This is a genomic window from Pseudarthrobacter oxydans, assembly GCF_034258515.1.
GTDB lineage: Bacteria > Actinomycetota > Actinomycetes > Actinomycetales > Micrococcaceae > Arthrobacter.
This window is the reverse complement of the sequence record NZ_CP139438.1, coordinates 1,950,948-1,968,886: the sequence shown is the minus strand read 5'-3', so window position 1 is coordinate 1,968,886 and position 17,939 is coordinate 1,950,948. Positions and strand designations below refer to the sequence as shown.

The 17,939-nt window shown below is 59.4% G+C and carries 12 protein-coding genes and 2 pseudogenes; 4 read left to right on the top strand and 10 right to left on the bottom strand.

All coding sequences use genetic code 11. From position 1 onward, the window contains the following. The first annotated feature begins 4 nt into the window (after positions 1–4). On the top strand, positions 5–1,048 hold the full coding sequence (locus tag SMD14_RS08885; protein ID WP_321216031.1) for a hypothetical protein: 1,044 nt from the start codon (positions 5–7) through the stop codon (positions 1,046–1,048). 322 nt (positions 1,049–1,370) lie between these two features. Here SMD14_RS08885 and SMD14_RS08880 read toward each other — a convergent pair whose 3' ends face one another. The 4 genes and pseudogenes from SMD14_RS08880 to SMD14_RS08865 form a co-directional block, all read right to left on the bottom strand. Further along, entirely contained in the window at positions 1,371–3,410 is a 2,040-nt protein-coding gene (locus SMD14_RS08880) for a P-loop NTPase fold protein (protein WP_321216030.1), read from the bottom strand. A gap of 806 nt (positions 3,411–4,216) precedes the next feature. Further along, positions 4,217–5,143 carry a hypothetical protein gene (locus SMD14_RS08875; protein WP_321216029.1) on the bottom strand — a complete coding sequence of 309 codons (927 nt, stop codon included), beginning with the start codon at positions 5,141–5,143 and terminating at the stop codon, positions 4,217–4,219. A 264-nt stretch (positions 5,144–5,407) separates the two neighbouring features. Then, a pseudogene (locus tag SMD14_RS08870) lies at positions 5,408–5,530 on the bottom strand (short-chain dehydrogenase); the annotation flags it as partial. A gap of 177 nt (positions 5,531–5,707) precedes the next feature. Next, a complete protein-coding gene (locus SMD14_RS08865; RefSeq protein WP_321216028.1) occupies positions 5,708–7,051 on the bottom strand; it encodes an MFS transporter in 1,344 nt (447 codons plus the stop codon). Between the two features lie 242 nt (positions 7,052–7,293). Between SMD14_RS08865 and SMD14_RS08860 the strand changes: the two genes are divergently transcribed. Continuing rightward, entirely contained in the window at positions 7,294–7,755 is a 462-nt protein-coding gene (locus SMD14_RS08860) for a VOC family protein (protein ID WP_321216027.1), read from the top strand. A 368-nt stretch (positions 7,756–8,123) separates the two neighbouring features. Here SMD14_RS08860 and SMD14_RS08855 read toward each other — a convergent pair whose 3' ends face one another. Further along, entirely contained in the window at positions 8,124–8,873 is a 750-nt protein-coding gene (locus SMD14_RS08855) for an SDR family NAD(P)-dependent oxidoreductase (protein ID WP_321216026.1), read from the bottom strand. Continuing rightward, a complete protein-coding gene (locus tag SMD14_RS08850) occupies positions 8,870–9,634 on the bottom strand; it encodes an SDR family NAD(P)-dependent oxidoreductase (protein ID WP_321216025.1) in 765 nt (254 codons plus the stop codon). Before SMD14_RS08850 ends, SMD14_RS08855 begins: the two co-directional genes overlap by 4 nt. A gap of 210 nt (positions 9,635–9,844) precedes the next feature. Between SMD14_RS08850 and SMD14_RS08845 the strand changes: the two genes are divergently transcribed. Beyond that, on the top strand, positions 9,845–12,055 hold the full coding sequence (locus SMD14_RS08845; RefSeq protein ID WP_321216024.1) for a thiamine pyrophosphate-dependent enzyme: 2,211 nt from the start codon (positions 9,845–9,847) through the stop codon (positions 12,053–12,055). Positions 12,056–12,139: 84 nt separating this feature from the next. Continuing rightward, positions 12,140–13,366: a dihydrolipoamide acetyltransferase family protein gene (locus tag SMD14_RS08840; protein WP_321216023.1), complete on the top strand. Its 1,227-nt coding sequence runs from the start codon at positions 12,140–12,142 to the stop codon at positions 13,364–13,366. Positions 13,367–13,819: 453 nt separating this feature from the next. On the opposite strand, the pseudogene SMD14_RS08835 reads toward SMD14_RS08840, so the two are convergent. The 4 genes and pseudogenes from SMD14_RS08835 to lhgO form a co-directional block, all read right to left on the bottom strand. Further along, positions 13,820–14,009, bottom strand: a pseudogene (locus tag SMD14_RS08835) (leucine zipper domain-containing protein); the annotation flags it as partial. 122 nt (positions 14,010–14,131) lie between these two features. After that, on the bottom strand, positions 14,132–15,841 hold the full coding sequence (locus tag SMD14_RS08830; protein ID WP_321216022.1) for an acetolactate synthase catalytic subunit: 1,710 nt from the start codon (positions 15,839–15,841) through the stop codon (positions 14,132–14,134). A 28-nt stretch (positions 15,842–15,869) separates the two neighbouring features. Then, the gene (locus SMD14_RS08825; RefSeq protein ID WP_321216021.1) at positions 15,870–16,694 is read right to left on the bottom strand and encodes an SDR family oxidoreductase; all 825 of its coding nucleotides are present in this window, start codon (positions 16,692–16,694) and stop codon (positions 15,870–15,872) included. Between the two features lie 48 nt (positions 16,695–16,742). Further along, positions 16,743–17,939 (bottom strand): L-2-hydroxyglutarate oxidase, encoded by a 1,197-nt coding sequence (gene lhgO, locus SMD14_RS08820; RefSeq protein ID WP_321216020.1) that lies wholly within the window; start codon positions 17,937–17,939, stop codon positions 16,743–16,745.

Genomic DNA, 17,939 nt, shown 5'->3' with positions numbered 1-17,939 from the left:
GTCTATGGAAACCCGAGCGATGGTTAGTTCGGCGGCCAGTGTCCACGCCGAGCGCCTGCTTGTTGCACAGCAGCTCTTGAACGTTTTCGATCGCGTCACTCGCGCGCCCGAGGAGTCTGCGGGCGGCTCTCAAGCGACCGCATACTTACAAGATGCACGCGCTTCTAATTTTATTGTTGCACTGCTGACTCAAGATACAAGGCCAGCGGTATTCGAGGAGCTTCAGGCCGGCATGAAGGCCGGGGCTCATATCGCTGGCTTTCGGCTCGACTACCCTCCCTTCAACGGAGACGTTCCCTGGAAGACGACTCGAGAAGAAAACCTTTTGAGGGAAGCAAACGGCTTTGTGAAGGCCGTAAGCAGCATCACCGAACTCCAGCACGAAGTGTGGAAGTCCTTAGCGCACTTCCTGACCCGGACAACTAAGAGGTTCTCTTTCCGCGACGGCCCTGAAGTCTACCAGTTCTTCTTGGAGTGGTTAGACGAGGGCCGAATCGATCGAATTGGTCTTGGGCAGAGGACATCAATGCTATTGCTCGGCCCCCGGCGCAACTCCCGACCGGAACAAAAATGCTTTGAGAGGCTAAAGGAGTTTGTCGGCAACGTTCGAAAATCAAAGTCGAAGCTCGAATTCACCCACATTTATGACGCACATTTGACGCGGCAGGAGGCGCTTAGCCGAGCGCATGACTATGCACGCCACCACACTCTTGATGAGTTTCGTGCGTATGATTCTGGAAGCTATAACGGGCGGCTGCATTATGGGTTCCCTGAGTCTGGATCTGTAGCATGCGCGCTTGTCGTCAACGATAAGGTCGCACTTGGTACGCCGATCGGCGAAGGAGTCGCTCTCTCCGTCATTGACGATGCTGCCGCAGCCCACGACGTGTACACCCGTCTCCAGCAAACCGCCGCAAGGCCCTTCGAGAGTTCCCTTCTCGATGACATCGAAATGCGACTGCCTCTCGAAAGTGGAGCTTTTATGGGACGGATTTCCCGGGCGGTAGGATCGCGGTCTCGCTCGCCCATTAATAAGCGACGCTCATAGACATGCTCAGACGAGTTTTCCTCAGTCCAGAGAGTGTGAATCCACAGACCGACCCTGGGTGCTCCAGTTGCGATCACCACCATAGCTACCCGTCCGCTAGAAACCGTACTTTTCCTTTCGCAAATGGAGCTTAGTATCAGAAACATGACCGTCAACACCCCAGAAATGCAGCTTGCTGGATTCGACATAACGGCCTCCGCCTAAAGGTTCGCCATAGAGACCCTGAACGCCTCCGTGGCTTGTTCTACAGAAGCCCATGTGATTTCTGAAAGTCTGGCCAAAGTTGCCTTCCTCGGTAGTACTCGAATAGCGCCCAGCGGACCTACTCAAAGCTGTCCGGACGCCAACCGTCCGCGTACTTGTGGAGAAGCGTTAGATGCTCCGCATCGCCCACTTCCTCGAGTGCCACGGTAGCGCGTCGAACCAGCTCTGCTTCGTCGCCCACAAGACTTACGAGCGCATCCCAAGCCAACGTGGGCGTTCGATTCACGGTGCGGCTGCCCACACTTTGGCGCCGAATTTCACTTCGTGCCGATCGCACCAGTGCGATTGTAAGGTCTCGATCGTCCGCTACGAGAAGCTGACCTCCCTCGTCAGCCACGCCACGACTGGCGACGATGAGAATCCTCAGCAGCTCTTCTTCCCGTGCTAGATCCTTGGGCTCCGCCGCAATAACTTGTTTCCGCCACGACCACTCGTAAAGCTGGGCTGAAGATTTGGAGACAAGACTATGGCCCTCCTCTTCGCGATGTCCTAAAAGGGAGATCAACGACCACTGTGCGGCCAATGACGTCAACTCGGGGAGCACTTGTTCGGCTGCCCTCTCGACTTCAGATTCATCTTCCAGGGACTTCATCAACCGAAGAACAACCCGTCGGACAACCATCGACTTGCCGACTTCGAACATCCCCAGCGGCTTTTCCTGAATGTCGGGTCCGAGGTTAAGTAGCACAATGCTGCCCGGAACCACCTGCTCCGGTCGGTAGTCGCGCTCAAAAGTCTCGAGGCCCGCAATGACCTCTTGAAGATGCTCCGGCTCAACCCGGCGTAGATAGTCGTCGAAAGCAACGAGGTCGGTCATTAAACCCCAAGCGATTTCTGCCCTGTCGTGAACAGTCAAGGAAGGACCCGCCACCCGCTCCAGATAAAGCAGGAGGATGTCCCGGTGCGCGACGCGCTTGCCACGTAACCACAGCGGCAGCCAATCGGATCCGTAATTCGTGCCTCCCATGTGCCTTGCCGCAGCTGGAAAAAGCCGCAAGATAAGGGCCTTAACAACATCAGGCTTCTCGTGACCTGCAGCGCGAAGCGCACTAATGGAAGGATCTTCGGAGTCCGACCCGTAGCGGGTACTAACGGCAGTCAGGGCGTGAGCGCTTGAATGGAGCTTGCTAAAAACCTCTGGCATAAACAGCCGAATCGCATCCAGCGCGAGAAGGTCCGAGAGTGCTACCCGACCACCGAGTGCCCCGACGACTCCCCGCACCGACACGGTATATCGACGCACGTCCCGCATGTGGCGGATAAGAGGAAGTATGACTTCAGCAAGCACATCTGGCCATGCTGCACTGTCCTCGTCGTTGACCCATTCAACCTCTCCCAGCACAGTGTCGAGAGCCATCGTGGTCTGCCTCAGCAAGACTTCGGCGGGAACGAAGGGAAGATCCATGCTTACCTGCAAAATCTTCTCGAGGTAGTCCCGCCCCGGCACCTTCTCTTCGCCCAATGCTGCCTCAACCCGTTCCCGATCGAAGGCCAGGACGTACACAATGTTTGGAAAACTAGCCGTAAGCCGTACAAGCTTGAAAACGTCGCGGATTTCGGCTGAGGAGAGCCTATCGATATCGTCCAAAATAACGGCAATAGGCTGGCCAGCTTCTCTAAGGGCCTTGCGAAGTCGAGCCGAACGGCCAGATATTCCCTCCTTCCTCCGCTGAAGAAGGCGCCCAACTACCTTGGTCGCATCCCGGCTGCGATTGATCCAGGGGCCGGCGAACGGGATCCAGCTTAGGCCGGAGAATATCTCCCCATAGTCTTCGATAAGTTGGCCGATCTCCGCCATTCCCCTTCGGGTCTTCAGCTGAGAGGCGAGTTCAACGAAGAAGGCGTCCACAAGCTGTTGGGCACCACTAAACATCCACGGGTTGAACCGGAGGATCACGGCGCCGCTTTCTTCCAACTGCGGCCGCACCATGTTGAGAAAAGACGTCTTACCGCTCCCCCAGGGTCCCATAACCCCGACGACCAACCCTTGCGTCTGATCCAAAGCCATGATCTGGGCGACAAAATGACGCGCTACTTCATGACGATTCAGTAGATCCTCATTGGGCCCACTGATCGGGTCATCCCCACGCACCGTCATGTTTTATCTCCCCCGATCAGCACTAAGTCAATCATGCGGCGAAAGTGTCCTGGGATTAGGCGGGCTCGCCGAGGGAGTGATTCATGAAGTCATCAAGATTTGCAGTCTCATTTTTCCTGCCCAATCGACGGTTCTGCCACTCGTGCTGGGGAAAGAGTCCAGCCTGCTCACCGATAAACCCGGGGACTGAAGGCGCGGCATTTCCTCCGTCATAACCTTCTCCGCCTAGCCGATCTGCTCGGAGTTGCTGCCATCCGTTCCGGTTCATGTCGACAACAAGGGTCCACGTGATGTGGCCTTTCGCCGATGGACGTGGCTTTGGAAGGGCTAGGCTTTAGTGACGGGTCCGTCGACGAGGTGGGCGGCCCTTGCTCGCCAGTGGTCCGCGACAGACGTGCCATTGAGGAGGGGCAGCGAGGCTTGTTGCTCGTCGCTGAGGATTTTTTCCACACCCACACCGCTCACGAAGGACTCCAATCCATCGTGTAAGGCTTTGCGGCTGAAATAGCTGGCCATCTGCGCCACGGATTGAACGACCTGAAATTCAACGGGATTTCCATGAACCAGTGCATTAGATCGAAGTCAGCGCGCTTAACGTGTCTTGGTGACCGCATGACGTCCAGGTAGCCATCAAGAGCCATCGCCATCTCTCGGACCTTGTCAAAGAGCGGTCCGGATTGAGTCGCCAGACAAACGGCCATCTAGTGCCGATCCACTCGTAATGAGGAGCCGGCACTAAAGTCACACCATCCTTGGCGGCAGCGATAAGAAACCGTTGCTCGCACTCTGGCAACTTCCTCACGGCATTACCCTAGGAACTGCATCGCCTGTTCAATGACACCGATGACAGCGGTTGATACACCCTTCGCGCCATATTCGGCCACTATCCCCGTCAACCGTTCCAACGCTTTGCGAATCTTTCCGGGGTCAGCGTTGACATCGGCAGTCTCTTCCTCAATCTCGCCCACGAGGGTTTCAGCCGCCTCCAACTGCTCTTCCGGCAAATTGAGAGCGCCGCTCAAGGCCCGGTAGGACTCAATCACATCAGTGATCTTGCCCAGCTGCTCCTGAGTCAGGGTATTGCTCTGAGTTACGTTGGAGCTGTCTTGCGCTACGTTGACATTGTTGGAGCCGGTGATGTTGATGCTGCGGTCTGTCATTGAGATTCCTCCTAGGTGCCAGTCATTCACGGAGCGACCGCTTTCAACGGCGCGAGTACCTTTTGAGGTGATTTCTGCGTAGTAGATGTCGTTATCGGCGGTCTTCTTGCCGACGATAAAGCCCTCTTCATCCAGCCAGTTCTTGGCGTCCTTGAGTTCCTGCTCGCTGTACGGCGAGCCGTAAAACGTGCACTCGCTGTGGAAATCACCAGGAGCGTCGTCGCCCTCGTAGAGCCAGCGGAGGTAAGCGTCACGACAGGCTTTGTTTCGACGAACCTTGTTCTTCATGAAGGTCCGGTATTCCTTGGCCACATCCAGACCATCCTGCTTCAAGATGACCGAGCCGATGCCACCGAAGGAGGCCCAGAAGTCCACCCAACCCCAACCCTTCATAACTTCTAGGTCGCTCTCAAGTGAGGCGGTCGAAAATCCATACTGACCGGGGTCATTCTCGAGCGCCTCAATGTCGACCTGGTGATGGTCGTCCACTGGTGCAAGACCTGACAGGACTTCAACGAGGCGCAACTGACGCAGTCCGGATTGTGACTGAATCAGCGATTCAACTATGGACACGTGATCCCCTAAGACTTGCTAACTATCTGGCCTCCCCACTCTAGCCATAGGGCCTGACATCAGGCCGTAAGGCCTATAGATAGAGCCGTAGACAGGTAGCACTCGAATACATACTCGAAAATCGACGGCCCGCATGATACTCCGCGCTGAACGCTATGGACCGAGCCTCATCGATTAACCGGCGCTTGTGTATCCACGCGCCCTCTTCTGCCTGGTGGCATACATCAGGTGGAATCGGGCATCCGGTTGGCGGCTCGAGTTGAATCACTCTCGAGTGACGAACGCGCCAGAGATACCACATTCGACTAGGAAGGTGGAGGCGGTTATGAAGGAAAAGTCATCGCTGGCGAGGAAGGCCACGCCGGCGGCCAGCCCTTCGGGTTCCGCAATGGGAGCTTAGGATTAGAAAATCCTTCTCATTCAATTGCTGGTTCGCGCCCCGTGTTCAAGAGCCCAGACTCACCTGGAACTGTCGGCCCTGGCGCGAGTGAGTGTTTTTTCCCCCGCGCCGAGGCCCAACGATGTCAGAGTCCGACCAATGTACCGCTGCCGGGGTCGCTCGGACTATTCAGCGGCGTCCAGTTCGCGAAGGTCTATGCCGCGCGTTTCCTTCATCGTCAGTGTTGCCACCAGCGTGCAAACGCACAGCAGGATGATGTAGATGCTGAAGATCCAGCCTAGGCCCCAGCCTACGAAGAGCTGGTTCAGGTACGGTGCCGTGCCGCCGAAGAGCGCAACACCGAGCGAGTAGGCGAAGCCTATCCCTCGTGTGCGCATACTTGTGGGGAAATTTTCGGCCTGCATTGCCGCGAAGATGGACGAGGCCAGCGCCCACAGGGTCAGTGCGATAGCCTGCGGGATGAATAGGGACCACCAAGTGTCGGAGACCATGGCCGAAAGCGGGAAGACCAGCACGGAGGAGGCGACGGCGAAGACCAGCACTTGGCGCTTACGTCCGATTCGGTCCGACAACAGACCGAAGAGCGGAAGGCTGACCAGAGCCACGGCCTGCGCGGACAGGCTCATCCAGTATGCCAAGGACGGGTCCATACCGCGGCTAGTGATGGCATAGGTGGAGATGTAGCTGCTCCACGTGTAGTGCACGGCCGTGATGCCTGCGGTGAAAAGGACCATCCGGGCGGCCGTCTTGACAATGCGAGGCCTCGGCCATGGCCTGATTTCGGATTGAACTTGATCTTGGGAAGCGACTCCTTCTTCGAACACGTCTGACTCGTCCATGTTGCGTCGCAGCAGCAAGGCTACAACGGCTAGGACTGCGCCAAGCAGGAAGGGGATGCGCCAACCCCAGTCCATGACGGCGTCTTTGCCCAGCACATCGGTGATGACCGCGCCTAGAAGGTAGGCCAGGATGGATCCGCCGACGATCGCGATGTGAATGACCGAGGACCACAGTCCGCGGCGGTGATTCGGCGCGATTTCCGCGATATAGGTGGTGGAGGTTGCCGACTCGCCGCCGTGGGCGAAGCCCTGGATGACCCGGGCAAGAAGAAGGATGACCGCGGCCCACACGCCCACACTGTCGTGGGTAGGCATGACCCCAATGATAAGGCTTCCTGCAGCCATCATGAGCATCGTGGTTACGAGGACAAATTTGCGTCCCTTGCGGTCGGCAATCCAGCCGAAAACGACGCCGCCAAGGGGACGGAACAGGAAGCTGACGGCAAAGACGCCGAGCGTGGCCAGGATGCCGGACGCCGTGTTGGACGGCTCGAACATTATCTGGGCGATGAACGGCGCGAATACTGCATACGCGCTCCACTCGTACCATTCAAGGATGTTGCCAACCGTGGTGGCGACGAGGGACCTGACTTTGGATCCGCGGGCGGGCCGCGCGAGAAGAACGCGGGGACGGTCTTGGATCGTCGTTGAAGACGGGAAGTCTGACATCAAGGCTCCTCGGGATGGTCACCGACACTGGTGACGGGCGTTACATTGAACTAGACTTCCACGATTTGGATCCATCAACAATCAGAGGAGCCGAAATTGACCCAATTCGTCTGCAAGTTACACGAAACATGGATCCAATCGAGATACCCTGTGCTGAGGATTCCATGAGGGAGAGAGACATGAGCGACTTAGGATTGCCTGGCCTTCGAGGCACAGACCACATCGGGCTAACCGTTCCGAACATGGCACAGGCACACGAGTTCTTCGTCGGCGTTCTGGGTTGTGACCACGTCTATACACTCGGCCCATTCCTGCCTAATGGAAACTGGATGGCCGAGCATCTCAATGTCGACCCCAACACCACCATGCGGGAGCTCCGATTCTACCGATGCGCCAACGGCTCCAACTTTGAGGTCTTCCAATACGAGACGGCTGTGCAGAACACCGTGCTGCCTCGCAACAGCGACGTCGGCGGACACCACTTGGCGTTCTATGTAGACGACTTGGAGGCAGCAGTAAGCTATCTGAAGTCTAAAGGCATTCGTGTGCTGGGCAATCCGACTGCCAGCACCGGACCCAGCTCGGGCCAGCGTTGGGTGTATTTCCTATCCCCTTGGGGAATGCAATGTGAACTCGTCAGTTTCCCCGAGGGCAAGGCCTATGAAGGAGAAGCCATTGTCCGACTGTGGGACACCCGCGACTGAAGATCCGTTAGTCATTCCGTAAAAACTGTCGGGATGGCCAAGTTCCAGTCGTGTGGCCGCAAGTCGTCGTTCGGCCCCTTCACCGTTTCGGTGCCTGACCTCATCCCCCAACAGCCGGCGCGTCAACCGTAACCCGTCCCAGCTAATTAGTTGCGTATAGGCCCGACAGGCAGACCGGTTCCGCCGGATTCCTCAGCGAAGATCTCCTGCCGGATGCGCTGACCGGGTTGGAGACGGCCGTTGAGGATCTCCGCACGCGGAGTGTCAGGGATTCGGGGACTGATAATTTCTTTCACCGGACTGTTCTTAGGTTCAAAGCTATGTCACTCAGCCTTAGGGTGTTGGCGCCGGAAGAGTCTGCATTCCTCTTAGCCAGCCATGAAGAGGCCACCGTTGACATGGATAGTCTCCCCTGTGATAAAGCTGGCCGCATCGCTGCAAAGAAAGGCGGCTACAGCCGCCACCTCCTCCGGCTTTCCGTGCCGCCCGAGTGGGGTCTCCGCAAGCATTTCAGCGCCCCGCGCTTTAACTAGGTCCGTAACCATAGGGGTCTCTATAGTGCCGGGCGAAATCGCGTTGACCCGGACCTTCGGTCCGACCTCATGGGCCAAACTTCGGGTCAGAGCGATGACTCCGGCTTTGCTGGCCGCATAATGGCCGTGATTCTTGCTTCCGCGGTGTCCCGCCACGGACGCGAAATTCACCACCGCCCCGCCTTGGCGCACAACCGGAATAGCCGCGCGTAACAACTGGAACACGCCGTCGAGATTCACTGACATCACCCGCCGCCATTCGTCATCGGTCGTATCGATGACCGGAGACTCCGGGTAGATCCCTGCGACGGGAATGACAAAGTCCAGTCCGCCGAACTGCGTACGTGCAAGTTCCAGCGCAGCCGCGATTCCGGCAGGGTTGGACGCGTCGCCAGCGGCCACAACCACTCGATGGGCATCGCCGAGGTCCGCAGTGAGCTCCAGCAGCGGGCCTTCGTGCAGGTCCATTAGCACCAGGCTGGCCCCAGCGTTATGAAACACGCGCGCCACCTCCCTGCCGATGCCGCCTGACGCGCCTGTAATCAGTGCGGTCTTGCCCATGAAGTTAAAAACGATCCTTGTCATGAGTACCAGTTCCCGTCCACTGTCATGCCGCCGTCGACCATCAGGAGGTGCCCGTTAACGTACGACGATGCCTGTGTGGAGAGAAAGTGAATAACCTCGGCGACTTCGGCGGGTTCGGCAAAACGGCCCAAGGGGGTACGCGCCTTGATCGGGGCGTCGTCAAGCTTCCCCTCCGTAACCAATGCGTCTGTCAGCGCCGTACGCACGTAGCCGGGCCCTACCGCGTTCACACGAATTCCCAAGGGTGCCCACTCCACAGCAAGGGTCCTTGTCAGCCCGGCTATGCCAGCCTTAGCAGTGGTGTAGCTGGCCCTGCCCGGCATGCCTGTCAGCGCCGCAACGGATGCCAGATTGACGATAGTACCGCGCCCGTTTTCCTTCAGCAGCGGATATGCCGCCCGACACGAACGCATGGCACCAGTTAGGTGGATGTCCAGCATGCGCGTGAAATCCTCGTCGCTGACCTCGCTGCTCGGGCCTGGTCGGGCGATCCCAGCCGAGTTGACGACAGCGTCCAGTCGGCCTTCGGTTTCGCGGATGCCCTGAAAGCCGGCGAGGACGCTGGCGTTGTCAGTGACGTCCACAACGGCTCCCCGGGCGCCACCCCCAAGCTCTGCCAGCGCCTTATTCAGGGCCGACCGCGAAAGGTCCAACAGCACAGCCCTTCCTCCGTCGGCAATCCAGCGCCTGGCGGACTCTAGGCCGATGCCGGAAGCCCCTCCCGTGATAGCAGCAACAGGGAGTTGCGGATTGTTCTTCATTGATCAAACTCCTGTTCGAGTGAGGCTTGCCGTTACGCATCGCCGAATTGGATCCAATAATAGGCCACTCGGCCCAATTTCGGGATATTTTCCTCGGCTAGTTGTTTGCTTTGGATCCGAAGACTCAGTATCTTAGGACCTAGTGGCCTAAGTCACCCTGCCGGATTCATAGTCCGTCGGGGTCCCAAATACCTTCCGTGGAGATTTCCGATGGCTGAAACAACACCGCTCACACCCAACGTCGAATGGGTCGAGTTGCGCACTACTGAAGATGATTGGAGGAAGGCAGACCCTTCGCTGCTGAAGACCATGTTGGTGCAGATGCAGATCATTCGTTCCTTCGAGGAGAGCGTCCTTGAGCTTGCCGGTGAGGGTCTGGTGCATGGGCCGGCGCACTCAAGCATCGGGCAGGAGGGCGGCGCCGTGGGTTCTGCGGTTGATCTGCGTCCCGGCGATGGTGTCAACGGAACTCATCGAGGCCATCATCAGTTCCTGGCCAAGGCGCTTGCCTATCTGGCGCGACAGACGGACGGGCGTATGGATCCGGTTTCTCCTCTCAGAGAAGATGTCCGATCGTTGCTGCAGCGGACGCTGGCGGAGATCCTGGGGCTGGAGCAGGGTTTCAGCCGTGGCCGCGGGGGATCGATGCACCTTCAGTGGATGGAGGCCGGCGCTCTGGGCACGAACGCAATCGTCGGCGGCGGTGTGCCGCTGGCCGCTGGCAATGCCTGGGCGCAGAAGCACGATGGTGCCCGCACCGGCGGAGACACTGACCTCACCGTGACGTATTTCGGAGACGGGGCAACGAACATAGGTTCGGCTCTGGAGACGATGAACCTCGCCGCAGCATGGAAGCTTCCACTGTGTTTCTTCATCGAGAACAACCTTTATGCCGTCTCCACGCACATAGCAGACGTGACCGGGGAGTCCCGCCTGTCCGGTCGGGGCCCCGGTTTTGGGATCCGGTCCTGGCGGGTTGACGGCATGGACCCGCTGGCCGTGCACCTGGCAATGGAACAGGCCGCTGATCACATTCGAACTGGGCAGGGCCCCGCACTGATCGAAGCAGAGGTCTACCGCTATTTCCATCAGAACGGCCCGTTCCCCGGCAGCGCTTTCGGTTACCGAAGCAAGGCAGAGGAGAAGGCTTGGCGGGACCGTGACCCCATCCTTCGTGTCGGTTCGGAGCTGCAGAACCTCGGACTCATGGATGCCACTGCAATCAAGGACATGACTGTCGAGATCAGAAAGGCTTGCCAAGACGCGGTCGAGGCCCTCACCGAGCAGGACCCCGGAGCGAAGCAGGGAACTCGCCGGATCCGACCCGAGCTGTGGCCCGATCCCGGATTCGTGGACGTGGGCATCCGCGGGGACCTTTCCGAACTGGATGGGGCCCGCACCGAGGAGGAAGCCACGTTCACAGGGTCGCTGACCCAGCGTAAGTTTATTGACGCCGTCGCTGATGTGATGCACGCGCGTATGGACGCCGACAAATCGGTCGTGGTGATGGGCGAGGACGTCCACCGGCTCAAGGGTGGCACGAACGGTGCTACCCGCGGGCTCATGGACGCTCACCCTGAACGCATTCTGGGCACACCGATCAGCGAAAATGCGTTCGCCGGGCTCGCTGGCGGTATGGCCATGGACGGCCGCTACAAGCCCGTCGTCGAGTTCATGTACGCGGACTTCATGTGGGTCGCCGCCGACCAATTGTTTAACCAGATCGGCAAGGCACGCCACATGTTCGGCGGCAGGGGCAGGATGCCACTGGTCCTGCGGTCAAAGGTGGCCGTGGGAACCGGCTACGGCTCCCAACACTCCATGGACCCGGCCGGCATCTTCGCGACCCAGCCTGGCTGGCGCATTGTGGCACCGTCGACCCCTTTTGACTACGTCGGCCTGATGAACGCCGCGCTCGACCTTGACGACCCGGTGGTAGTCATCGAGCATGTGGACCTCTATGCCACGAGTGGCCCGGCCCCCGTCAATGATTTTAACTATCAGATTCCGTTCGGCAAGGCCGCCGTGCGACGGGCGGGCAGAGACATCACGGTGCTGACCTACCTGGCCATGGTCCAGCCTGCACTCGACGCAGCCGCGGACGCCGAGCTGGACGCTGAGGTCATCGACCTGCGCTGGCTGGACGCGGCAAGCATCGACTGGGAGACTGTCGGCGAATCCATCAAGAAGACCAACAACGTCCTGATCGCGGAGCAAGGCGCCCGCGGCACCTCTTACGGCAACTGGCTCAGTGACGAAATCCAACGGCGGTTCTTCGACTACCTGGACCAGCCCGTCCAACGCGTCACCGGGGCGGAAGCCTCGCCGAGCATCTCCAGGGTCTTGGAACGGGCAGCCTTCGCCGGCCGTGCCGAAATTGACAGGGGTCTGGCCGCTGCCGCCCATAACCTTGCCCGTTGAGGCCTCCCCTTCACCGCTCCCCTACCTCCCGCCGATCCCCGGCTACCCGTTTCTGGAGAAACTCTTATGGCAACATTGCTGAACATGCCAGCCATCCTCGCTGACGCAACCGAGGCTGTGCTTTACGCCTGGTTCAAAGCCGCCGGTGATTCCGTCACCGCAGGCGAGCCCATAGCGGAAATCGAAACCGAAAAGGCCAATGTGGAAATGGAGGCCGAAGGGGACGGCATCCTCGCCCGGCTCATCGCCCAGCCCGGTGACACCGTTGCCGTGGGCGCGCCGATCGCCGTCATCGCTGCCGTCGGCGACGCCGAGAAGGACATCGACGCTATCCTGGCCACCGCGCTCTCCCAACCCGCCGGAACGTCGAAACAGCACGACGACGCCGCTTCCGTGCCTGCCGCCGACACCCCGCGGGTGTTTAGCTCCCCTCTGGCCCGGCGGCTCGCCCGTGAGCACGGGCTGGACGTGGCCGCGCTGAACGGTTCCGGACCCGACGGACGACTCATTCGCAAAGACGTCGAAGAAGCAATCGCGGCGCAACTCGCAGCGACTGCCGCGGCCCCCGTCCCGGCAGCGCTGACAACTCCCCTGTCCGGCGCCCCGGCCTTTGCACGGGGGTTTGTTCAGCCGGTCGGCGAAACTGTCCCCCTCACCCGTATGCGCCAAGCCATCGCACGCCGGCTGACCGAATCCAAAACAAGAGTCCCGCACTTCTACCTCACTGCGGACGTGCGCATGGATGACCTGCTCGCCCTCCGTAAGCAGGTCAATGCCACAGCACAGCGCAAAATCACGGTCAACGACCTCGTCGTGAAGGCCATCGGTCTGGCTTTGTGTGATGAACCCGACGCCAACGTAACTTTCAACGGGAACAGTATGATCAGGTACAACCACGCCGACGTCTCCGTCGCCATCGCCACCGACGGCGGCCTAATTACCCCCGTAGTCCGCAGTGTCGACACCGCGTCGATCACCGAGATCAGCTCCACCATCGCCGACTACGCCGCACGGGCCCAGGCTGGAAAGATCCGCCCTGGCGAGCTGTCGGGAGGAACGTTCACCGTCAGCAACCTGGGAATGTTCGGGACGAAGGAATTCACGGCGATCCTCAACCCCCCACAGGCCGGTATTCTGGCCATCGGCTCTGCTGAACTACGACCCGTCGTCGTCAACAGAGAACTGGGCGTCGCCACTCTCATGACCTGCACCCTCTCTGCTGACCACCGGGTGGTGGATGGGGCAGTCGCTGCTCGCCTGATGGCTGCATTCAAGCAGCGTATGGAAAACCCCCTGTCCATACTTATCTGATCTGCAGTTTTAGCATTTCTGAACCGATTAGGGCGCCGAACCACACAGAAAAATCAATGGCTTCCACCGCTGTTTCTTGCCGCAAACGAAGCCTTGTCGAATGCACCGCGCTCCCTGGTCTCGGTCCGGGTAGCAATCACATCGGAACAGCACTGTGAAGAGTCACGCGCCCAAGACGCGGACAATGTTCTGATCTAAGTCCCCGAAGTGGCCGGACAGGTACCGGCAGACCACCCCTACGGAAGGACAGGGCGGGCGCAAGACACTAATGGTCATTGTTTCTTTGAGTCACAACCACGAGGCGGAGGACCGTTACCATCCTGCCAGCCAGTCCCAGACCAGCCGCTGATAAGACTCACAGAGCTTCGTGATGTCGACATGCTCCAGGTCCCGGGCCTGTTGTGTTCGTAAGGTCAGATCACCACGATGGAGCCAGGTTAGTTTCGCCAGCGAGTGCGAGCGGCTGAAACGGTCCTCCATTCCGCGGGCCGTGCTCGCGGCAGCGCTCTGTCCAGCGTGCAGCAGTCGGGACCGAGACCAGGAACCGTTCCGCGGCCCGCCGCAGGCTCCAGCACTGATCAACGGCACATTCCGCGAGCCGCAGCCTGCCACGAGCCGTTAGAAAAGCGTTAGGGTGGCACACGAAGACCTCCGTACGTGGAATTGGACTCTAGACAAGCCCCACTCCACCCGGAGGTCTTCTTCGTGTCACCAAACCACCGCCCGAGCGTCCTCAACGACCGTGGTCAGTACAGCCAGCGGGCTCTATCTGATGCTTTCCGGAGGGTTGGAGTCCCAGGCCGCAATCGCCGGGTAGGAGTCTGCGTCCGTGATGACTTCAATGAGGAAGAATTGGTTCCCGCTGAAGGCCGCTTTTAGGGCGGTCTCGAGTTCGGCGGGCGTTGTCACGCGGGTTGCCTCCGCACCAACTGCGCGGGCAATGGCCGCATGGTCCACCGTCGAGAATGGAATGGCCGTTGTGTATTCAGCAAATGAGTTCAACTCGGCGTGTTTTTGGAACCCCAGGATGGAGTTGTTTAACAGTACGGACACGATGGGCTGGTTGTTTCGGACCGCTGCCTCCATCTCTGCCCACACGTGGCCGTAGCCGCCGTCGCCGCTGATACAAACAACACGCTTGTCCGGGAACGCTGCCTGCGCTCCCATAGCCATGGGAAGGCCCCACCCCAGTCCGGCAAGGCCGCGCGGAGAGATAAATCTTTGCCCGGCGGATTTAGCTGTCAAGTAGTTGGACATCCACAGAGTCGAGTAACTGGCATCAGCTACCGCGATATCATCGGCTTCCAGATGCCCGTCCAAGACCGACATCACGTACTGCGGCGTGAGTTTGTTTGGGGGCTGATTAACGCCCAGCTGCTGCACGTCTGCCGCTGCTGCTGTCTTGGCCAATGCAATCCGGGCCGAAGCGCTGGCCCGGCTTTCAACCCGCCTCGAAAGGTCGAGCTTGCCCAACTCGGCGTTGATGTCCTCCAGCCCGAGGCGTGCATCACCGACAAGACGTAGGGCTTGGTAGTTGCGGCCGATCTCTATGCCATCAACATCGAGATGGATGTAGGTCGCATCACGAGGAAACAACTTCCAGGCGTCCGTCCCGTTTTCGTTGGTGCGCGTCCCGACGAACAGCACGACGTCGGCATCTTCCACGAGCGGGCGGGTCAGGTAGTTGGGTGCCTTCGCGCCCAGCGCGTTGCCGATGACGCCTAGGGAGAGCTCGTGTATTTCGCTTACAGCGCCCTTCCCCATATTGGTGGTTGCCACCGGGATGCCGCTGAGCTCCTGAAGCTGTTCAAGGGCTTTGACCGCGCCGGACAGGTGTACGCCTCCGCCGGCGACAATGAGAGGCGAAACGGCGTCTGCCAGCAGCTTGGCTGCCTCAGCGACACGGGCGCCGTCGGGACGGGAGCGGTCCAGAGGAAAACCGCCCAGCTCGGAAGTCCGGGGGGTAACCTCAGTCTGTTCGACTTCCATCAGAAGTACGTCCCGCGGGACCAGTAACGCCACTGGACCGGGGCGTCCGGTCGTCGCTATCGTCACAGCCATGTCAACGTAGTCGTTGATCCGCGTCGGATCATCCAGCTGCTTCACCCATTTGGTGCACGAGGCGAAGAGTGCTACGTGGTCGAATTCCTGGAACGCATTTCGACCGCGCTGGCTGACAGGTACCTCTTGGACAATGGCGATGACCGGTGAGGACGCTTTTATGGCCTCCGCTAATGGAGGTACGAGCAGCGTTGCGGCGGGCCCGTTTTGAGCTCCCACCAGTGCAATCCTGTTTGACACCCGCGCGAAGGCATCTGCCATGGCTCCGCCTGCGTTCTCGGTCCGGTACGGGATCTGGCGGATACCGGCCTTCTCGGCGGCAAGAAAGAATGCCGATGGCAGGGACTGGCCGAAGACGTCGGTCACTCCATGCCTGCGGAAAGCGGCGACCATTATTTCGGCAACTGTGGGCATGACGTGCTCCTTTAGAGTGTAGAAAAACTTATGGTCGTGAAGTAGCAAAATTCAGGGCGCCGCCGTCGACAACGAGGATCTGACCGGTGACGTAGCGAGACGCAGCGCCGGCGAGGAATTCGATGACACTGGCGCATTCCGCCGGGCTCCCAATCCGGCCCAGCGCCACATTTTTGTGTATTCGTTCTTCGCCCATCTCAGCGAAAACGGTATTCAGACGTTCCGTGGCTATGTAGCCGGGCGCCACGACGTTGACCCGGATTCCCCGTGGCCCTAGTTCGTTAGCGAGGTAGCGTGAGTAGTGGGCAACCGCTGCTTTTGCGCTTCCATACGCCGAAAACATAGGTTCCACCGCGGCTTCCCCCGCTTGGGACCCGACATTGATAATGCTGGCTCCTTGTTCCATGATCGGAAGCGCAAGCTGACAGGCCAGGACCGTGGTGACGAAATTCCGCTCCATGTTCTCCCTCAGATCGCTGATCGGGAGGGTGCTGGGCAGGGTGTTCGCACCCGCCGAATAACTGCCACCACCCACGTTGTTGACCAGGACATCAATCCCGCCCCATTCAGAGCGGATGGACTCCATCACGTCGCTCATGCCGTCTTGGTCAGTGGCATCAAGCTCATAGCCCAAGGCAGCCCTGCCCAGGTCCTGGATTTCCCGGACGACGGTGTCGTTCTTCATGTCATCTGCTTCAGGCCTAAAGTCTCGATAGGAGTGCAGATTAATGTCCGTGACGGCAACATCCGCGCCGGCTTTGGCGAGGTGCAATGCATAGTTCCGTCCTAGACCGCGTCCGGCACCGGTCACAAGAATGCGCTTGCCGGCCAGACTGGAATTTTCCTTTGACATATGGTTACCTTCAATTCGCCGGGGTCGGGGCCGATGCGGCACCCAACGCTAGGACCTAATAAAGATGTACTTAGCTAGCACGTAGTCAGCTATGGACATTGCGGCCGTCGCTGCGGGGGAGGGCGCATTCCTCAGCAGCGTGACCGGTCCTACCTGGTCCACCGCAAAGTCATCCAACAGGGAACCGTCCGCACTCCAGGCCTGCGCCCGAACTCCGGCGGCTGTCTTGGACGTAAGGTCGGACAGCTGAAGTTCTGGGATGAACCTTTGCGCCTCCTTGTAGTAGAGAGGCTTGAGTAGGGACGAAGCGATTTCCTTTAGCCCCATCCGCCAGTGCTGCTTTGCGAGCGCCGGTGCGCCTGGCCATGAGAGGGAATCCCAGGTGTCTTTCAGGGAAACTTTTGCCCAACTGTAGCCTTCGCGCGCCATCGCCGGCACAGCGTTCGGGCCAACGTGGACGTCATCATACACCCCGCGGGTGAAGTGCACGCCAAGAAAGGGAAACCGTGGATCCGGCACTGGATAGATCATTCCGCGAACCAGATGTTGCTTTGCGTTTGCCAGACCCCAGTATTCGCCACGGAATGGCAGAATCTTGGGGCTGGCCGGAGCACCGATCAGGCGGGCAACCACGTCAGACTGCAGGCCCGCGCAAACGATAAGCCGATCAAAGGTAAGTTCCGCGGCGGTAGTGATAACCCTGACCTTGCCTGATTGACTGACAATGCCGGTGACCTCGTGTCCCAGAAGGATGGTGCCCCCTCCCTTCCGCACGTCCTCGGCCATCGCCTCAGTGATAGAGGCATAGTCGACGACTGCGGTCCGGGGAGAGTGGATGGCGGCAACCCCTGCCACGTGAGGTTCGACATCCTTCATCTCAGTAGCGCTCAACCGCCGAAGCCCGGGAACTCCGTTTGCAACGGAACGGGCTTCGATGGCGTCGAGATAGGGAGTCTCCTTGTCCGTGACGGCAACGACCAACTTCCCTACCTCGCGGTAGGGGAGCTTCTTGTCCTGGCAATACTCTTTGGTCAGCTCCCGCCCGGTGGAACAAAGAGTCGCTTTCAGGGAACCCGGTGCGTAGTAAAGACCCGCGTGCACCACTCCCGAATTGCGGCCGGTTTGATGCATGGCCACGCGGTGTTCCTTCTCCACCACAGTAACCATCAGGCCACGCTCCGCGAGGGCCCGGGCTATGGCAACCCCGACGATGCCTCCCCCGATGATGCCAATGTGGTCTGTCAC